This window comes from Butyrivibrio sp. NC2002 (assembly GCF_000702265.1).
GTDB lineage: Bacteria > Bacillota > Clostridia > Lachnospirales > Lachnospiraceae > Butyrivibrio.
This window is the reverse complement of sequence record NZ_JNKZ01000007.1, coordinates 490173-507764: the sequence shown is the minus strand read 5'-3', so window position 1 is coordinate 507764 and position 17592 is coordinate 490173. Positions and strand designations below refer to the sequence as shown.

The following is a 17592-nucleotide window of genomic DNA, read 5'->3' as shown; positions in this document are numbered from 1 at the left end:
GTAACACGCAACAGCGCGTAAATACTAAACATAGTACGACTGATGATACTACAATTCACTTTGTAAGTCTCCGGGTATGTTACCTATAGCTTACAGAGTAATGGAAAGAGGTTGCCTTGAGAAACGAACAGGTCATAGATAGATTAAAAGGTGAAGGATTCAGAATAACAAAACAGAGAAAACTGATCGTTGATGTAATAATGAAGAATGATTATACATCGTGCAAAGATATCTATTATCAGGTTATGGCAAAAGACAATTCCGTAGGCATGGCTACTGTATATCGCATGATCAGAGTGCTTGAAGATATAGGGGTTATCAGACGAATTGATATGATCGAAATCAACAAAGATATTAAAAAAGAAATTGACAATATGAGCTAAATGGTATTATCCTATGATGCGGTGTTAGAAAAGACTAACATTTTTGGAGAGAAATACTTGACAATAATTCTCAACAAGCACATAATTCAAAGTGTAAACAGTTAGACAAGGGTAACGGATAGTTGCCCTTAAAAATAGAATCTGTGTTAGCGGAGGGTAATAGATGTTAGCACTAGGTAATAAAATCGATGCAAGGAGTATGCTTATGACACTTAATGAAGCGGAAATCGGACATGAATATACAGTTTTGGATGTTAATACCGGTGGAGACGAGGAGATGGAGAGCTTTCTTTTTTCTCTTGGCTGTTACAGCGGTGAGAAGATTACTGTTGTTGATAAGAAGCGCAATCTTGTGGTTGCAATAAAGGATGCAAGATACAACATCGATCCTGAGCTTGCAGAGGCAATAACAATCTGATTATTTGATTATTTTAGATGTGCTTAATATGCATACTTAAAATATAAATGTACATATTTTTCTAGGAGGAATAATTATGAGAATCGCGATGGCCGGTAATCCCAATAGCGGAAAGACTACCATGTACAACGCCCTCACAGGACGGAATGAAAAAATTGGTAACTGGGCTGGAGTAACAGTTGATAAGAAGGAGAGTCCTATTAAGAAGAGTTTCTACGATGGCTCAAAAGAACTGATCGCAGTAGACCTTCCGGGAGCTTATTCAATGTCTCCTTTTACTTCTGAAGAGAGCATCACAAGTGGTTATGTAAAAAATGAGCATCCTGATGCGATCATCAACATTGTTGATGCTACAAATCTTAGCAGAAGCTTGTTCTTTACAACTCAGCTTCTTGAGCTTGGAATACCTGTTGTAGTTGCTCTTAACAAGAACGATGCTAATGATAAAAAGGGTAACACAATTGATGAAAAAACTCTTTCAGAAAAGCTTGGATGCCCTGTAATAAAGACAGTTGCAACATCAGAAACAGGACTTAAGGAAGTTGTTAAGGCTGCTGCAGAGCTTGAAGGAAAAGGCCAGAAGGAAGTATATACACAGGGCAATATCGATATACATGATAAGGCTCAGGTTGAAGAGGCTGACAGAAAGAGATTTGATTTTGTAAACAAGATCGTAAAGGATGTTGAGAACCGTAAGGTGCTTACAAAGGATAAGACCTTTGGTGATAAGATCGATAATATAGTTACACATCCTGTTCTTGGTCTTTTCATTTTCGCAGCTATCATGTGGGTTGTTTTCTACATCTCACAGACAACAGTAGGAACATGGCTTGCAGATATTCTTGCCGGCTGGATTGAAGCTTTTCAGGGAATGGTGGGAGAAGCTATGGCAGATGCCAACCCTCTCTTATATGCACTCCTTGTTGATGGTATTATCGGTGGTGTCGGAGCCGTTGTTGGTTTCCTTCCCCTTGTTATGGTTATGTATTTCCTCATCGCACTCCTTGAAGATTGCGGTTATATGTCAAGAGCTACAGTAGTTCTCGATCCTATATTCAAGAGAGTAGGTCTTTCAGGAAAATCCGTTATCCCCATGATCATTGGAACAGGTTGCGGAATACCTGCTATCATGGCTTGCAGAACTATCAGAAATGAGAGAGAAAGACGTTCAACAGCAATGCTTGCAACATTTATGCCTTGCGGAGCAAAGCTTCCTGTTATCGCACTTTTTGCAGGCGCGTTTTTCCCTGAATCAAAATGGATCAGCTTTATCTGCTATATGGTAGGTATACTCCTTATCCTTCTTGGTGCACTTCTTATTAAGGCTATCACAGGAATGAAGTACAGAAAGTCATTCTTCATCATTGAGCTTCCTGAGTACAAAGTTCCTAGCCTTGTATTTGCACTTAAGTCTATGCTTGAAAGAGGTAAGGCATACATCGTTAAGGCAGGTACAGTAATCCTTGTATGTAACACAGTTGTTCAGATCATGCAGACATTCAACTGGAGATTTGAGGCAGTTGAAGAGGGAATGGAGAGTACTTCAATCCTTGCTAGTATTGCAGGACCTTTCTCATACCTTCTTGTTCCTGTAGTAGGTATCGCCAGCTGGCAGCTTGCTGCAGCAGCAATCACAGGCTTTATTGCAAAGGAAAACGTTGTTGGTACTATCGCTACAGTTTATGCAATTACAAACCTCATCGACACAGAAGAGCTTGAGCTTATTGGCGAAGGAAATGCAGTAGCAGCAGCAATGGGAATCACAAAGGTAGCAGCACTTGCTTATCTTATGTTCAACCTTTACACACCTCCGTGCTTCGCAGCACTTGGCGCTATGAACTCTGAGATGAAGTCAGCAAAATGGCTTTGGGGTGCAATTGGACTTCAGCTTGCAACAGGCTTCACAGTAGGATTTGTTGTATACCAGGTTGGAACACTTATTACAGCAGGCACAGTTGGCGTAGGATTTGTTCCCGGACTTATTGCAGTAATAGCATTTGCAGCAATCATTGGATTTATCATTCAGAAGAACCAGAAAGAAATGGAACTTGAATACAAGCTTGACTGATAAATAACATAGAAAGATAATTATAGCAAATGGTGGGGAAACATCTGCCATTTGCTATTTCTTTCCCTACTTTGTTTATGGAGGTTTTATATGCTCGTTAATATAATTTCAGCGGTAGTAATAATCGCACTTGTAGGAGCTGCCATTTATTACATTTATAAGGAAAAGAAAAAAGGCACCCATTGCATAGGATGCCCCATGGCAGGAAACTGTGCTAAAAAGGCAGCATGCAATTCCCTGTCTTCAAAAAAACACTAACTAAGCGGGTTCGGAGAGGACTGAGTTTATTTTTTCTTCGATCAGTCCTTTTACATAATCTGCAAGTTCACCTGTTTTCATGCTTTTGTATTCGTCGTAGTAGATTGGCTTAAGGTAATGGACCTGAGTTGTTACTTTCTTTAAACTGTTTATGCCAAATGGCTTGTAGGAATCGATAAGGGCTATGGGAACGATAGGTTTTTTGGACCATAGCGCTGCCTTGAAAGCACCGGGCATGAATTCCTGCAAAGTATTTTTGTTGTTATCGTAGCCCCCTTCGGGGAAAATGAGGAAATGTTTTCCGCTTTTTACTTCTTCCGAAAGCCTTTTTATGCAGGAAAGCTGCTGGCGGATGTCTTCTTTATCAAGTCTTATTCCATCAAGTACCATGATGAATTCGTTGGTGAGAACCATTTTTGCTGTCTTTTTGTCAATGACGACAGAGCAGGGCTCATCATGTGAGTAGATGATGCCCAGGGCATCAAATTTGCCCTGATGGTTTGATACCATGAGGTAGCCGGTATCTTTGGGGAGATTCTCGGCTCCGAAAAATAGAGTCTTGATCCTTGAATTTCGCATGACCTTTCTGGCCATGTTCCTTGCAATACCATATTTGTATTCTTCGGAGTATTTCTCCGGATTTCTCATGATCATTCTGATTTTGACAATATAATAAATAATAAGCGGAATAGAAATAATGATTACGTAATAAAATCTGAGCATTGTTGTTATTTCCTTTTGTTAGTTTTCCCAGGTCTTTGTCCTGTATGTATGAACCACAAAGCGCTGACCGCTTCCGTGTGCTCCGGAACAGGTTGATAGCGTAAGAAGGTTAGGATGTGATGAAAAATCTATTTTACCCTGGCTGTCATAGATGCTGTTTCTTACTGCATAATCCACATACTCATCGTATTTGTCTGTGTCCTTTACTTCGTCATAAGTATATGAGCCGGATTTGGTGATGTAATATGAAAAGATATCATATCTGTATACCTTGTGCTCAGTGTAAATATAGACGTAGGGCCTGTTCTTTAGAACGTCTTCTCCGTTTTGCTTATACAGCTTTTTCAGACTGCCGAACATTGTGCCGTTTTTCATGTTGTGACCAAATATCATATCGCTGTAGCCTGAAAAATCGCGGTTACTAAGGACATCCATAAAAATGCATCCTGCTTTGTTTGACTTTCCCTCAAATGTCCTGTAGAGATACTGGTTTATCTCATTTTCTTTTACAACAGGATAGCTGATATTAAGAGCAGGGAAGTAGAGCCATCCGATGAAATCCGGATTGATCTTTTTTAGTGCCACAAAGTCTATTATAAGATGAGGGTAGTTATCATCGCTTAGAGCCTCTTCATCATCTAAAGAAGTAGTTTCGTCTTCATTTTCCTGGACATAGGAATCTATGATATCTTCGTATTCATTTTTGGATATGGCATATTCCTTCTGGTCATGATAGAGCATCACGCTCTCGTAGCCTATAATGGCAAGCAGAATAATGAGGACAATTATCTTTACTATTGTTAATGCACTTACTTTTTTCATATCAAAACCTTCTTTTTTTACCTTGTCTATTAGTTTCGCTAAAAGCCCTTTTTGATGGCGCCGTCGCCGTATCTGTTTTTTATCATTTCTTCCATTGCATCGAGCTTTTTGTTTTTCTCTTCGGCAGCTTTTTCTTTCTTTATGTCTTCTTGATAGATATTAACCCAGTCAAACAGAGTTCCCTGCCTGTATGATCCGTCATCCAAGTGGTCCAGGCCAACGCCTACGAGTCTTATATGAATGCCTTCTTCAAAGAGACCGTTTTCGCCGGTTAAGAGGTTACCTATAAGTATCATTGCGTTTTCATAGATCACATCTGCATCGTTGGTTGAATCGGCAATCTTCATCTGCCTTGAAAATCTCTTAAAATCTGATGTCTTAACACAGATGCTGACTGTGCCGCCATAGACATTATCTCTTTTCATACGCCTTGAAACGCTCTCGGAGAGCTTGCGGACGATGGGAGGCATGTCACTGTCATAGTTTTCTGAAGTGATATCGGAAGATGTTGTTGTTTCGTTTGAATAGCTTTTGGCATCTTCGTGAGTTGTATTTACGATATCGCTTCCATAGCCGTTTGCACTTGAATAAATATATTCGCCTGTCCTGTCTCCTAGCTGGCTTTTTAGCAAAACAGGGTCGTAGGTTGCTGCTTCTCCGATCGTTCTTATGCCGATGCCCCTTAACCTGTCCGCCGTTTTCTTGCCACAGCCAAATAAGTCACCTATATCAAGCGGCCACATTTTTGTTTTTATCTCATCAAAAAATAGAGTGTGTGTCCTGTCGGGCTTAGTGAAATCACTTGCCATTTTAGCAAGAAGCTTGTTTGAAGATATGCCTACATTTACGGTAAATCCAAGATTTGTCCTTATTTCATACCTTATTGCAGCTGCGAGATTTATGGGAAACGGTTTTTTTAGCTCTTCTAAAATCTGCGCATTCTCAGGCTCTTTTGAAAAAGAAGGCACGTTTTCTCTTAGATGCGAGTATAGATCCATGTTTTTTAGCGAGGTTACATCAAGAAATGCTTCATCAATCGAAACCTGCTCCAGGATATCTGTATAGCTTCTTAGTATGTCTATAAAAGCGTGTGAGTACTCTTTGTATGTATGAAAATCTGAAGAAACAACGACAAGCTTTGGACATTTTTTCATTGCGCTTGCAATCGGTTCTGCAGTCTGTATTCCGTATTTTTTTGCCGGAATGGATTTGGCTGTTACTATGCCGTGCCTTGTTTTTACATCACCACCAACGACGGAGGGGATAGTTCTTAGATCAACGCAGCCCGGGTCTTCTGTAAGCCTCTTTACTGCTGACCAGGACAGGAAGGCAGAGTTAACATCCACGTGAAAAATGATTCTGGACAATTTTTCTCCTTAACTGATTTAACTGATTTAGCATTGTAATTTAAGAGGTATAATATACACAAATGTTCTTATTTTTATTATAATACAGAAGAAAAAATTAGTAAGGAGTAAATATGTCTATTTTAAAATTGCAGGCACCTGTAAAGGATAATCTCTGGGGTGGCCGAAGACTTATTGATGAATATAATAAAAAAACAAGCGGAGATATTGCGGCTGAGAGCTGGGAGCTTTCCTGCTATCCGCAGAGTGAATCGGTTATTGAAAACGGCGAATTTGCCGGCAAGCCTCTTACCGAGTACATCTGGACCAAGGGCAAAAAGATACTCGGCAAAAATTGTGAGAAGTTCGAGGACTTCCCTATTCTTATCAAGTTCATTGATGCGAGAAAGGACCTGTCACTTCAGGTTCATCCCTCAGATGAATATGCTCTGAAAAATGAGAATCAATACGGAAAAACAGAGATGTGGTACATAATAGATGCTGAGGAAGGCTCATTTTTGTACTATGGATTTAACAGAGAGATAACCAAAGAAGAATTTGCAAGAAGAATTGAAGATGAGACTTTGACAGAGGTTTTAAATGCATATCCCGTTCAGAAGGGAGATGTTGTATTTATCGAAGCAGGTACTCTTCATGCAATAGGAGCAGGAATCCTTCTTGCTGAGATTCAGCAGAATTCAAATGTTACCTACAGAGTATACGACTACGGACGAAGAGATAAGGACGGCAATCTCAGAGAGCTTCATGTTGACAAGGCTCTTGAAGTTACCAATCTCTATCCTGTAAAAAAGGTGAAAAAGCCTGAACCCCACATCGGAACCTGCAAGTATTTCACAGTTGATAAAGTGAACCTTACAGGTGATAAGACCAATAAGGTATCAGGAATTGTATCAGACGATTCATTCCTCCACATCCTTATCCTTGAAGGTGAAGGAACAATTACAGTTGGCGATGAAAAGATGGATTACAAAAAGGGCGACAGCTACTTCATCCCTGCAGAGAGCGGAGAGTATGAGCTTGCTGGAAAATGCGAAGCTATCTTTACTTACGTTTTATAAAATCTAATTTGCGGCATCCTTGAGGTTTAGATTTTTTACTTTTTTTAGTGATATAGCATAGATCACCGCAGTAAAAACAGACGTGATGAGAGCACCCATAAAGCATGCAAAGGCATTTGGCGTTCTGACAAACATTAAATGTACCTGCTCCATTCGTCTGAGTATCGTGTAGACGATCACTATGCCAAAGCCTATACCAAGAATTATTCCAAGAGAGGTCGTGAGAATGACCTCTCTTATTATGTATTCGATTGTTTCTCTTACCGTGAAGCCGTTGATCCTCATTATGACTATCTCGCTGTGCTTGGTAAGAAGGTACATGTTTGCAAGGTTTAGAAGCACAAACAGAGCCATAACACCGGCCAGAACGATCAGCAGAACTACTATCATATCAAGGACGAGGATAAGGCTTTCAAAAGAAGCCGTCACTTCAGAAGCATAGGATAGAGAGTCAAAACCTTCTGTCTCTGAAAGCGAGGAAATAAGGGCTTCTTCATCGGTATCTTTTCCTAATATGACAAAGTATGTATTATCCTTGAAGGAATCCTGAACCACTTTTTCATAGTAGGATTTTTGCATGAAAACATAGCGGCCGATGTAGTTGTTTACTATGCCGCCTATTTTGCAGTCGCATTTGTAGCCCATATAGTCGAGGATATAAATAGAATCGCCTACTTTCAAATCGTAGCTTTCCGCGAATCTTTTTGCTACAAGTATTCCTTCTTTCGGAAACATTTTCATTGGCTTCCCGGTGGCGGAATCTATTATCGGATGATACTTTGAGATATCTTCTATGTTGTCAGACATCCAAAATTCCACATATTCTATTGTGTCATCTACCTGCAGGCTTCCGTTTGAAGTATAGACAAGGTCTTTGGAAGCGCCTGCCTCCTCAAGAACTTTTCCTACATTTTCTGCGGCATTGTCATTTGATGAGGTGTTAAGCTTTATCTGAATGTCGTATTTTGTATACATTGATACCTGCCTTGTCAAAGCGCCCATGATGCTGTCTTTTAAGGTAAAGCCTATGACTATAAGGCTACAGCAGCCTGCAACTGCAAGTATTGTAACAACAACGCGTACTATGTCAGAGCCAATATTTAAGATTATCATTCTGCTGTAAAGCGGCATCTTTGCAAGAATCGAACTCTTTTTAAGCAGATGCGTATGTCCTTTTGGAACAGGAGTGGAGAGCAGTTTTTTGGCTGTTTGCTTTAGCAGTTTTCTGCAGGAAAAATAGATAGCGCAGATGGCTACTATAATAGCAATTATTATAGTTATTATTGTCTGACCTGCATCAGCCATAAATGGGAAACGTCCGAAAATGAAATGTTCTTCATAACCCACTGCGATAACAAATTCAATTACATATAAGGATAGGAAAAAGCCCAGTATTATCCCCAGGATCACTGCTGAAAAGCCGAAGACAAAGTATTTTTCAAATACTTCTGTAAAGTGCATGCCAAGGGCTTTGGATATACCGATAAGTGACCTCTGCTCGTTGACCATTCTTGAGAGAGAAGCGAAAATTACAAGGATAGCGATAAAGACAAAGAGGATTGAAAAAGTGGAATTAAGGTTTTCTAAGTTTTGCGAATTTGTCTTAAGCCCCATGTAACCTATGTTTGCATTTCTTGTAAATACGTACCATCTGCTCTTTTTTGCGCTAGAGAGTTTATTTAGGCGTTTTTTGGCATCATCCACTTTTTTTACAGCATTGTCATAGGATTTTTGTGCATCCTCATAGTCACTTATCTGCTCATCTGCGGTTCTGTATTCTGAAGGTTCAGGGTCAATGATGACAGATAGCATATTGGACATATCCGCCATAACAACCCCGGTCTTGTTGTTCATAGAGCTTACCATTTTTGATGCCAGGCTAAGCTTACTTTTTGCATCCTTTAATTCTGTTTCACTATCCTCTATGTGGTCACTTAGAAAAGCTATCTGATCTTCATAGCGCAGATTTGACCTCTGTTTGCCAAGCTCCTCTATTTCATCTACGCATTTATCAACCAGCTTTTCATATCTTTTATCGAACAGATACCTGTAAGAAGGCTTCTTAATAACGACCTGTGCGCTGCTGTAACAAAAGTCAAACTGCTCCTTGTCAAAAGCATCATCTAAGACAAGCATGCAGTAGGCTTCGTCATTATCGAAGGTTGCATGCTCTGCGTGGGTAAATATTCCTGTGAGAATAAAGCTTGTTTGATCCATTTCCACAGGCTCTTCATCATAAGCATCAAGAGGAGCTATCTCATCACCGATTTTAAGGTCAAGTGCATCTGCAATGCTTTTTTCGATGATACATTCGTCTTTGTTTTCAGGGAGGCTGCCGCCAGTTAGAGCGGGCGTGCCTATTATTTTGGGAAGAGTTGAAATGACTATGTTCTTAGTGGTGATGTCGGAGGATACTCTGGCATTAACCTTTCTTATCTTTTCAACTTCGGATACGCATTCAAGATTTTGGATTGCAGTGATATCATCCTCGGAGAGGAGGCAGTTTGACGATACTTCGATGTCACGGAAATTAGCGCTTGTATAGAGCTTTTTTGCGGCATTTGCAAGTGCGCGCGCAGAGAAAGTAAGCCCCAGATAAGCAGTTATTGCAAAAGAGGAGATGATGATTATTGAAAGATATGAAACAATCTGCTTTTTTATATTTCTAATTGAATCAATTCTTTGTGATCTGTTCATCCTGTTACCATGATAAATCAGCCGCCTTTGCAGGCTTGTCATTGGTTATGATGCGGTCGATCTGCCCATCTTTTACCTTTACTATACGATTTGCCATCCTGGCAATTTCGTTGTTGTGGGTGACCATTACGATGGTGGTTCCCTGTTTTTCTACAATGTCTTCAAATACAGATAAAACCTCGATGCTGGTGGAAAAATCAAGAGCTGCTGTGGGCTCATCTGCAAGTATCAGCCTGGGCTTTTTGCAAAGTGCTCTGGCTATGGAGACTCTTTGCTGCTGACCGCCCGATAGCTGCGCGGGGTAGTAGGATGCTCTGTCAGATAGCCCTACAAGTGAGAGCGCATCTAAAGAAGACATTGAATCCGGAGAGAGATCTGCAACAAATTCAACATTTTCTTTGGCGGTGAGATTGGGCATAAGGTGATAATCCTGAAAAACAAAGCCGAGGTAGCTTCGCCTGTAATTGGTAAGAGAATGATCGTCGGGCGATGAAAAATCCTTGCCATCCACAATGAGCTTACCTGAACTTAGGTGATCCATCCCGCCTATTATGTTCAGAATAGTGGACTTTCCACAGCCACTTTCTCCAAGAATTACGACGAATTCTTTTTCGTATATATCAAGGCTTATGCTTTTTAAGGCTTCAAGCCTGCCATCCCCTGATTTGAAGCTTCTTGTTACATTTAATAATGAAACAATTATTTTTTTATCTTCCATATTTTCAATATACCATAATGATTTTATGCGTGATATAGTATACAATTTTGTTTATAATAATTTTATTTGTAGTTATATTTTTGATAAAGTAACATAGTACAAAAGGGGGCAAACTATAGCTTCCCGGATGTTTTAAGATGATCTTTATATGGAAGAGTTTTTATGAATAAATACTCGGGATTTATTAATATAGGGGGTAATGACAAAAAGTGCGGGGCAATGGTTCGCTTATTGTTGTTGCCTATTTTTATTGTCTTTTTGATGCTGCCTGTTTGTGGCAGTGGAATTAAGGCTTATGCCTCTTTTGCTGAAACCGGAGACTTGCTTGACGGACCGCAGATCGAGTTCCTTGGAAAACAGTCTGCTGATATTTCGGATGACGCACAAGTTTTAAAGAATGGCGTTCTCCTTGGCGGATATGCAAGTAGCAGAGGTGATCACTACAAATATTTATCCGATGATGAAAAGCTTTTGTATGATGCGCTATACGGAGCGGTGTCAGCTAAGAAATATGTTCCCTATGAACTTGCGAATACGACACTTAGTGATGATACGATAAAAAAATACGAATATATTTTTTACACGGGAACAAGCTCTTTTTACGAGTCAAAGGGGCGAAGTGAGTTCTACAAAATATATAACAGGGCGAAACAGGCATGTGTTTTCGACCATCCTGATAAGGTTGAACTCTATATGTGCTGGCCAAGTGTTGGGACATATTACTACTATGAAGATGAGGTTATTGTATCTAAAGCGGATTACATGGTGTTTGAGGCAGGGTATGATGATACGAAGTTTGCGGGAATAAATGCGCAGACCAAGAGCGCTTTAAATACGATGGTTTCCGATATAAGAACAAATGGGTTTGTAAATGCGAATAATGCAGTAACAGAGCTGGGTGTTCATGACTATTATTGCTCAAAGGTTGATTACGACCACGATGCAACAAGCTCGTATTATAGTATCGCGCATACAGCCTGGGGTGCTTTGTATAGTAACAAGGCAGTTTGTGACGGCTATTCTCTTGGATATGAGATGATCCTCGATGCACTTGATATTGAAGCGATGGTGATTGCCGGACAGGGTAACGGCGGCGGACATGCATGGAATATAGTTAAGCTAGATGGCAGGTGGTATGAGGTTGATACTACCTGGGATGGTCAGACAAGCAAGGTATATCATGACTTTTTTAACAGAACAACTGCTGACTTTGAAGCAGGGATAATCTTTTCCGGAAATAATAAAAAGCAGGTACATTTGCGAGTTGAAAATGCTAATTATTCAGGTTATAGAATGCCTGTTGCTCTGGGAACTCATTATACCTACGAATATCTGACTACAACCGGTCAATCGGAAATAGTCAGGGATACGGGATATGTTGAGGTTTTGGGAATATCACTACCCAAAACAAATGTAAGCCTGACAACCGGAGAAAGCTACGTAGTAAGTCCTGTTTTTGCACCTGAAAATGCCAATAACCAAAAATTTACAGTAAAAAGTTCAAATGCTAATGTTGTGACTGTAAACGGAAATACGATTACTGCAAGGCAGGCGGGTACTGCGACCATTACGGTTACAAGTGATGAAAACAGAATAAATGCATATTTGTATGTGACGGTCAATGCTGTATTGGATAAGGCGGCTGTTTCAGGTAACGAAGAAGAAAAACACGATGTTACGGCTATAGATGTTCTGACCGGAAATGGACAGGGGATATATAAAGTAAAGAGCGGTGTTTCAAAAGAGGTAATCTATGAAAAAAACACCGGATCATCAAAGAAGGTTGTCATTCCGGCTTCTGTTACTGATGAATATGGAAATACTTATGCTGTTACTGAGATAGCAGCAAGTGCGTTTAAAAATAATAAAGATATCAAGAGTGTGGAAATACCATCCACAGTAAGCAAGATCGGTAAAAACTGCTTTAAGAAATGCAAGAACTTAAAGAAGATTACAATAAAAACAAAGGGAGATGTGTCAGTAGGAAAAGGGGCTTTTTCGGGGATAAACAAAAAGGCTAAGATCGTGATCGAAGCAAAGAAAAAGAAGACTTTTAACCTCGTGGTTAATAAGTGCAAAAAATCGGGCGCGAAAAATGTTGTTTACAGGTATGCGAAGATAAAATAATCTTGCGGACAAACTGGGCTTTGCTTATTTATGAGATTTTTCTTCGGGAAAGTGTGGTCTTATGAAGGTTTTTGAAAACATCAAGAGGAGACTTGCAGTATGTTTGGCAGTTGCCGTTTCAGTGACATTTTTGCTGCCGGGAAATGCCTTTGATGGTAAGGCAGTCCTTACAAGCAGTGCTGCTAATCCCACAAGATTACCTGTTGGAGGAAAGCTTAAAGCTCCGGACCTGCCGGAAGTTAAAGGTATTGAAGCAGGCGAGCTCAAGGGCGTCAGCAAGAATATCACTGTAGTTCCGGCTGTAGAAACAGGCACATACTATAACTATCTTACTTCGTTTGAAAAGAGCCTTTATAAAGGTATGTATGTAGCTGCAGATTCTCAGAATCGGTATGAAAGTGCTAATTATCCGTTTCCGGAAGTTAGTGAAGAAATAATTTGCAGTCAGGGATACCATTTTTATGATGGCACTGAAAACCCGAATTCTCTTATTACAGGTGAAGCCGAAAATCGTGCCATTGAGGCTCTTTGCTATGATCATATGAATAAGATCGAGTATTATATGTGCGTACCGCATATTGCATATACCATTTCGGGAAATACGTATAGTTATTATATACTAATGCAGCCGATCAATATTACAAGTGCAAATATAGATAGTTATGATTCTGCTATACAGAATAAAGTGAATGAATATAAGGATGCTATAAAGAGTGCGGGATTGATTGATGATGAATATGATGCAATAACAATACTTAATGTTTATGATTGGTATATGGATAAGGTGTCGTATGATCTGGCCCTTGAATATGCCGGAAATGCAGGATATTATGATGTTGCACATACGGCCTATGGCTCTTTGTGTGAAGGAGAAGCTGTCTGCGACGGTTATTCGCAAGGATATGCACTAATTTTAAAATCTCTCGAATTGAAAGCAGATTGCCTTGTTGTGACAGGAAATGCAATAACTTCAGAGGGAAGTGGTGGACATGCCTGGAATATGGTCAAACTTGATGGATTCTGGTACGAAGAGGACACTACTTGGGGGGATGGAATAACAGGAACTAATCACTTATTTTTTAACTGTACAACAGCACAATATGCAAGCGGAATTGATGGTGATTATCATATAAGACAGACACCTTATACCGGCGAGTTGTTACCCAAGGCTGTAGGAACACATTATACCTACGATTATCTTATTTCCGGTAATGTCCAACCTGATACAAAAATAGCCGTTGAGGGTGTTTCCATAGATGATATTTCCACTATAGAAGGAGAAAGTGTTACCCTTAATCCGTATGTTTTTCCTTCAAATGCAGGCAATAAGAACGTATTTTATGAGATAGACGATCCATCTATAGCTACTGTAAGTAATGGAGTGCTTACTGCGAAGTCGGCAGGAGAAACAATCTTAACTGTTAAGACTGAGGAAGCAGAGTACTGGGATACCTGTATTGTAAGCGTAGGTGAAGGAACTGATACCACAGAGGGTATGAACTACATCCAAAATGCTGACGGTAGTGTGACGCTTACGGGAGTTGGCAGTGCTTCAGTATCCAAGCTGAAGATTCCTGATACTGTATTTATAGATGGAGTTGAGCATCCTGTAACTTCAATAGGAGCAAGTGCCTTTAAGGGCAACTCGAAGATAAAGAAGATTACCGGAGGCGCTAATCTTACAAAGATTTCAAGCAGTGCTTTCAAAAATTGTAAAAAGCTAAAGACAATAGATCTTCATTCAGCAAGGATCACATTGATCGGAAGTAATGCTTTTAACGGCTGCGTCAAGGTTACAAGTCTTAAGATTAACGGAAATAAGCTTACTTCAATTGGCAAAAATGCCTTTAAGAATGTAGGTCAGAAAGCCAGGATAACAGTTTATATTAAGAGCAAAGCCAAATATGAAAAGCTTGTAAATAAGATAAAGAGTAAAGGTGCGAAGACGCAGACCTTTAAGTTTAAAAAGAAAAAATCATAAAACTGCTTTTAAATGTTTTGCACCTTGACAAATATGATAAAAGTGGTATTATATTATTAAGTAAAAATCTAATTTTATAATTAGTAGTTAATTAAGAGTTTTTAAGGGAAGGGAAAGTCATGAGGAAGTTTAAACGTTTTACAGCAACTCTAATGGTCCTGGTGCTTACACTTACAATGATAGCTTGTGGTGAGAAGCAGTCAGCAGCGATCGACGATGTAGCTGCTATCAGAGGAATCGATGAGGATACCGATAATATCTACATTGATGATGAGGCAATTGCTCTTGCCGGAGAGGCAACATCAAGCGAAGCAGCACTTGCAGCTGCTACAGCAGCATATAACCTTGTTAATCAGCAGCGTGCAGCAGCAGGCCTTTCAACACTTGCATGGAGTGAACCACTTACATCAGCAGCTCTTGTAAGAGCTCAGGAGCTTGTAAGTCTTTTCTCACACAACAGACCTAACGGTAGTGCTTGGTACACAGTAAACAGCAGCATCCAGTTTGGTGAGAATCTTGCAAAGCTTTATTACACAGCAGATTCAGTTGTTGATGCTTGGATGGCTTCACCTACACACGCAGCCAATATCATGGATGGCGGATTCAAGAGCGTAGGTATTGCAGTATATCAGGCAGACAACGGCAACTGGTATTGGGCTCAGGAATTTGGCTATTAAGTTTTGTGTAGGATTTATAAAAAGAGTTTAAAAAGAAGTCAGTACCCATAACAGTACTGACTTCTTTTTTTAGTATACATTATGATTACTTTATTTTTGCTTTCTTGGTGGAAGACCAGATGCTGTAGTACTTAATATTGTCCTTCATGATATAAGTTCTAATCTGGAAATAGCAATTCTTGTTTTTCTTAAGTTTCTTTAGAGTTACAGTTTTTGTCTTCTTTTTTAAGATTTTAGAAGTATTATTTATGGATTTTACTTTAACATTTTTAATGAAATTCTTATCGGTGGAATATTGTATTTCATAACCGTCTACTCCTCTTACCGTTTTGAATGTCACATTTGCTGTCTTTTTGCCGGGTGTTTTGATTTTGGTTATTTTTGAATTTTTTATATCGGCAACAAAGGATGTCTGAAGCTTATAAGATGCATAATCCTTACCATATTTGACACCTTGGCCGTTATTTAGTTCAACGGTTATATAATAAGTGCCTGCTGAAAGATTTCCGGTTGAAGAACCTATTGTAGCGGTATCGGCATAATTCGCGCCTCCAAAGGAATCATGCAGAACAACTGAAGTTGTGTTTAGGTTCTGGGCATTTCTGACATTTACATGTATCATTGAAGCATTCTTTTGTTCAATTAAAAATGTAAACTGACCATTAACAGGTATTTCAACTTTGTAGTATTCTACCTGATCTGTTTTCAAGGTTCGCCAATCACTCTCGAAATTAAAATTGTAATCAGCGTTGATACCAATAGGAGAAGAAAAGCTTTCTCCTGCAGCCAGGGATTTCATTGAGGAGTCCGGCATCAGTAATACAGCAGTAGCAATAGTAAATGCTAAAATGGCTGAAAATATTTTGCTTTTTGTTTTCTTCATAAAATTAAAGTCCCCTTTCGTTAGTAATTCAAAGTCAAGAGTAATTATATGTTGATTTATACGGAATTTCAATAATTCACAAACAAATTCAAGACCATTACATTTATCATATCCCTGCTTTTATTGACATAGCATTTGTTAAATTGTATGATTAATCCGTTATTCACTATGATAATTTACAGTATTGAAGTGAAACGAGGAGGACTATTATGAAAAAGAAGATACTTGCAACTATTATGGCTGCTACAATGGTGGTTTCTTTTGCTGCAGGATGCGGTGACAACCGTAAGAGCGCAGATGATACTTCAGAAACTGCGGTTTCCGAAGAGGCAGTAGAGGAAACTGAGGATGCTTCAAGCGAAGTATCAGAGAGTACAGAGGATGCTGCTGATACTGAAGAATCTGCAGAAGATGCATCAGAAGCAGAAGTAGCAGAGGAAGGCGAAGAAGAAAGCACAGAAGCAGAAGGTGAGTACATAATTGGTATTTCACAGTTTGCTGAGCACGGATCACTTGATAATTGCAGAGAGGGATTCATTGAAGGACTTGCAAATAACGGAATAGTAGAGGGTGAAAATCTTACTGTTCATTTTCAGAATGCACAGGCAGACACAGGTACTGCAAGCCAGATTTCCGATGCATTCGTTGCTGACGGAGTTGATCTTATCTGCGGCATTGCAACACCCAGTGCAATGAGTGCTTATAATTCAGCGCTTGGAACTACTGTACCTGTTATATATTCAGCTGTTTCGGATCCGGTGGCTGCAGAGCTTGCAAATGAAGACGGAACACCGGTAGGTAATATTACAGGAACATCTGATGCTCTTGCTGTTACTGAGCAGCTTGATATGATCAGAAAGATGCTTCCTGATGCAAAGAAAATCGGTATTCTCTATACGACAAGCGAGACAAATTCAGAGAGTACAATTGCACAGTACAAAGAGCATGCCAAAGAGTATGGCTTTGAGATCGTTGAGAGCGGTATCAATACACTTGCTGACCTTGATATGGCAGCTGCAGACCTTGTTACAAAGGTTGACTGCATCAACAATCTTACAGATAACACTGTTGTATCAGGTCTTCAGACAGTACTTAGCTATGCAAATGAGCAGAAGATTCCTGTATTTGGTTCTGAAATAGAGCAGGTTAAATCAGGATGCGTAGCAGCTATGGGTCTTGACTACTATGCACTTGGAATTCAGACAGGTGAGATGGCTGCTAAGGTTCTTCTTGGAGAAGAAGAGGCTTCTAATATGCCTTTTGAAGTTATAGATGAGCCAAGCCTCTATGTAAATACAGAAGCTGCTAAAAACGTAGGACTTGATCTTAGCCAGGAGCTTTTAACTGAAATTTCTCCTTCATATTCTGAAGTAACAGCAGATGCTGAATAAATACAGGGGTTAGGGAATAGC

At 39.6% G+C, this 17592-nt stretch carries 15 protein-coding genes; 9 read left to right on the top strand and 6 right to left on the bottom strand.

Annotated elements, in window-relative coordinates:
- Positions 1-116 precede the first annotated feature (116 nt).
- From T543_RS05470 to T543_RS15595, 4 genes are all read left to right on the top strand, one after another.
- On the top strand, positions 117-383 hold the full coding sequence (locus tag T543_RS05470; RefSeq protein ID WP_051638557.1) for a Fur family transcriptional regulator: 267 nt from the start codon (positions 117-119) through the stop codon (positions 381-383).
- Positions 384-546: 163 nt separating this feature from the next.
- A complete protein-coding gene (locus T543_RS05465; protein ID WP_330369970.1) occupies positions 547-801 on the top strand; it encodes a FeoA family protein in 255 nt (84 codons plus the stop codon).
- Positions 802-877: 76 nt separating this feature from the next.
- A complete protein-coding gene (gene feoB / locus T543_RS05460; protein WP_035766373.1) occupies positions 878-2869 on the top strand; it encodes a ferrous iron transporter B in 1992 nt (663 codons plus the stop codon).
- Between the two features lie 90 nt (positions 2870-2959).
- Positions 2960-3127 carry a FeoB-associated Cys-rich membrane protein gene (locus T543_RS15595; protein WP_081829953.1) on the top strand — a complete coding sequence of 56 codons (168 nt, stop codon included), beginning with the start codon at positions 2960-2962 and terminating at the stop codon, positions 3125-3127.
- On the opposite strand, the gene T543_RS05455 is transcribed toward T543_RS15595, so the two are convergent.
- From T543_RS05455 to T543_RS05445, 3 genes are read right to left on the bottom strand one after another with little or no spacing between them, the layout of a single operon-like run.
- Positions 3128-3850: a lysophospholipid acyltransferase family protein gene (locus tag T543_RS05455; RefSeq protein WP_035766371.1), complete on the bottom strand. Its 723-nt coding sequence runs from the start codon at positions 3848-3850 to the stop codon at positions 3128-3130. It abuts the gene before it with no gap.
- Positions 3851-3868: 18 nt separating this feature from the next.
- The gene (locus T543_RS05450) at positions 3869-4672 is read right to left on the bottom strand and encodes a class B sortase (protein ID WP_051638556.1); all 804 of its coding nucleotides are present in this window, start codon (positions 4670-4672) and stop codon (positions 3869-3871) included.
- 38 nt (positions 4673-4710) lie between these two features.
- Complete coding sequence (locus T543_RS05445; protein ID WP_035766370.1) at positions 4711-6039, bottom strand: DNA polymerase Y family protein; 1329 nt, start codon at positions 6037-6039, stop codon at positions 4711-4713.
- Positions 6040-6152: 113 nt separating this feature from the next.
- On the opposite strand from T543_RS05445, the gene T543_RS05440 reads away from it, so the two are divergent.
- Positions 6153-7097, top strand: coding sequence for a type I phosphomannose isomerase catalytic subunit (locus tag T543_RS05440; RefSeq protein ID WP_035766369.1), 945 nt, complete (start codon positions 6153-6155; stop codon positions 7095-7097).
- A gap of 3 nt (positions 7098-7100) precedes the next feature.
- On the opposite strand, the gene T543_RS05435 is transcribed toward T543_RS05440, so the two are convergent.
- Together T543_RS05435 and T543_RS05430 are read right to left on the bottom strand one after the other, a co-directional pair.
- On the bottom strand, positions 7101-9794 hold the full coding sequence (locus T543_RS05435; protein WP_035766368.1) for an ABC transporter permease: 2694 nt from the start codon (positions 9792-9794) through the stop codon (positions 7101-7103).
- 4 nt (positions 9795-9798) lie between these two features.
- Positions 9799-10512 (bottom strand): ABC transporter ATP-binding protein, encoded by a 714-nt coding sequence (locus tag T543_RS05430; RefSeq protein ID WP_035766367.1) that lies wholly within the window; start codon positions 10510-10512, stop codon positions 9799-9801.
- 162 nt (positions 10513-10674) lie between these two features.
- On the opposite strand from T543_RS05430, the gene T543_RS05425 reads away from it, so the two are divergent.
- From T543_RS05425 to T543_RS05415, 3 genes are all read left to right on the top strand, one after another.
- Positions 10675-12639, top strand: coding sequence for a leucine-rich repeat protein (locus T543_RS05425; protein ID WP_035766365.1), 1965 nt, complete (start codon positions 10675-10677; stop codon positions 12637-12639).
- Between the two features lie 61 nt (positions 12640-12700).
- Entirely contained in the window at positions 12701-14620 is a 1920-nt protein-coding gene (locus T543_RS05420) for a leucine-rich repeat protein (protein WP_035766363.1), read from the top strand.
- Between the two features lie 119 nt (positions 14621-14739).
- A complete protein-coding gene (locus tag T543_RS05415) occupies positions 14740-15297 on the top strand; it encodes a CAP domain-containing protein (RefSeq protein WP_242839473.1) in 558 nt (185 codons plus the stop codon).
- 85 nt (positions 15298-15382) lie between these two features.
- On the opposite strand, the gene T543_RS05410 is transcribed toward T543_RS05415, so the two are convergent.
- Entirely contained in the window at positions 15383-16180 is a 798-nt protein-coding gene (locus T543_RS05410; protein ID WP_035766361.1) for a hypothetical protein, read from the bottom strand.
- Positions 16181-16389: 209 nt separating this feature from the next.
- Here T543_RS05410 and T543_RS05405 point away from each other — a divergent pair, with 209 nt between their 5' ends.
- Positions 16390-17571, top strand: a complete 1182-nt coding sequence (locus T543_RS05405) for an ABC transporter substrate-binding protein (RefSeq protein ID WP_035766359.1) — start codon at positions 16390-16392, stop codon at positions 17569-17571.
- Positions 17572-17592 lie beyond the last annotated feature (21 nt).

Bases quoted from the DNA above. Each gene is read 5' to 3' on its own strand.
- T543_RS05465 (WP_330369970.1), top strand. From the start codon at position 547: ATGTTAGCACTAGGTAATAAAATCGATGCAAGGAGTATGCTTATGACA.
- feoB (WP_035766373.1), top strand. From the start codon at position 878: ATGAGAATCGCGATGGCCGGTAATCCCAATAGCGGAAAGACTACCATG.
- T543_RS15595 (WP_081829953.1), top strand. From the start codon at position 2,960: ATGCTCGTTAATATAATTTCAGCGGTAGTAATAATCGCACTTGTAGGA.
- T543_RS05455 (WP_035766371.1), bottom strand. From the start codon at position 3,850: ATGCTCAGATTTTATTACGTAATCATTATTTCTATTCCGCTTATTATT.
- T543_RS05450 (WP_051638556.1), bottom strand. From the start codon at position 4,672: ATGAAAAAAGTAAGTGCATTAACAATAGTAAAGATAATTGTCCTCATT.
- T543_RS05440 (WP_035766369.1), top strand. From the start codon at position 6,153: ATGTCTATTTTAAAATTGCAGGCACCTGTAAAGGATAATCTCTGGGGT.
- T543_RS05435 (WP_035766368.1), bottom strand. From the start codon at position 9,794: ATGAACAGATCACAAAGAATTGATTCAATTAGAAATATAAAAAAGCAG.
- T543_RS05430 (WP_035766367.1), bottom strand. From the start codon at position 10,512: ATGGAAGATAAAAAAATAATTGTTTCATTATTAAATGTAACAAGAAGC.
- T543_RS05425 (WP_035766365.1), top strand. From the start codon at position 10,675: ATGAATAAATACTCGGGATTTATTAATATAGGGGGTAATGACAAAAAG.
- T543_RS05420 (WP_035766363.1), top strand. From the start codon at position 12,701: ATGAAGGTTTTTGAAAACATCAAGAGGAGACTTGCAGTATGTTTGGCA.
- T543_RS05415 (WP_242839473.1), top strand. From the start codon at position 14,740: ATGAGGAAGTTTAAACGTTTTACAGCAACTCTAATGGTCCTGGTGCTT.
- T543_RS05410 (WP_035766361.1), bottom strand. From the start codon at position 16,180: ATGAAGAAAACAAAAAGCAAAATATTTTCAGCCATTTTAGCATTTACT.
- T543_RS05405 (WP_035766359.1), top strand. From the start codon at position 16,390: ATGAAAAAGAAGATACTTGCAACTATTATGGCTGCTACAATGGTGGTT.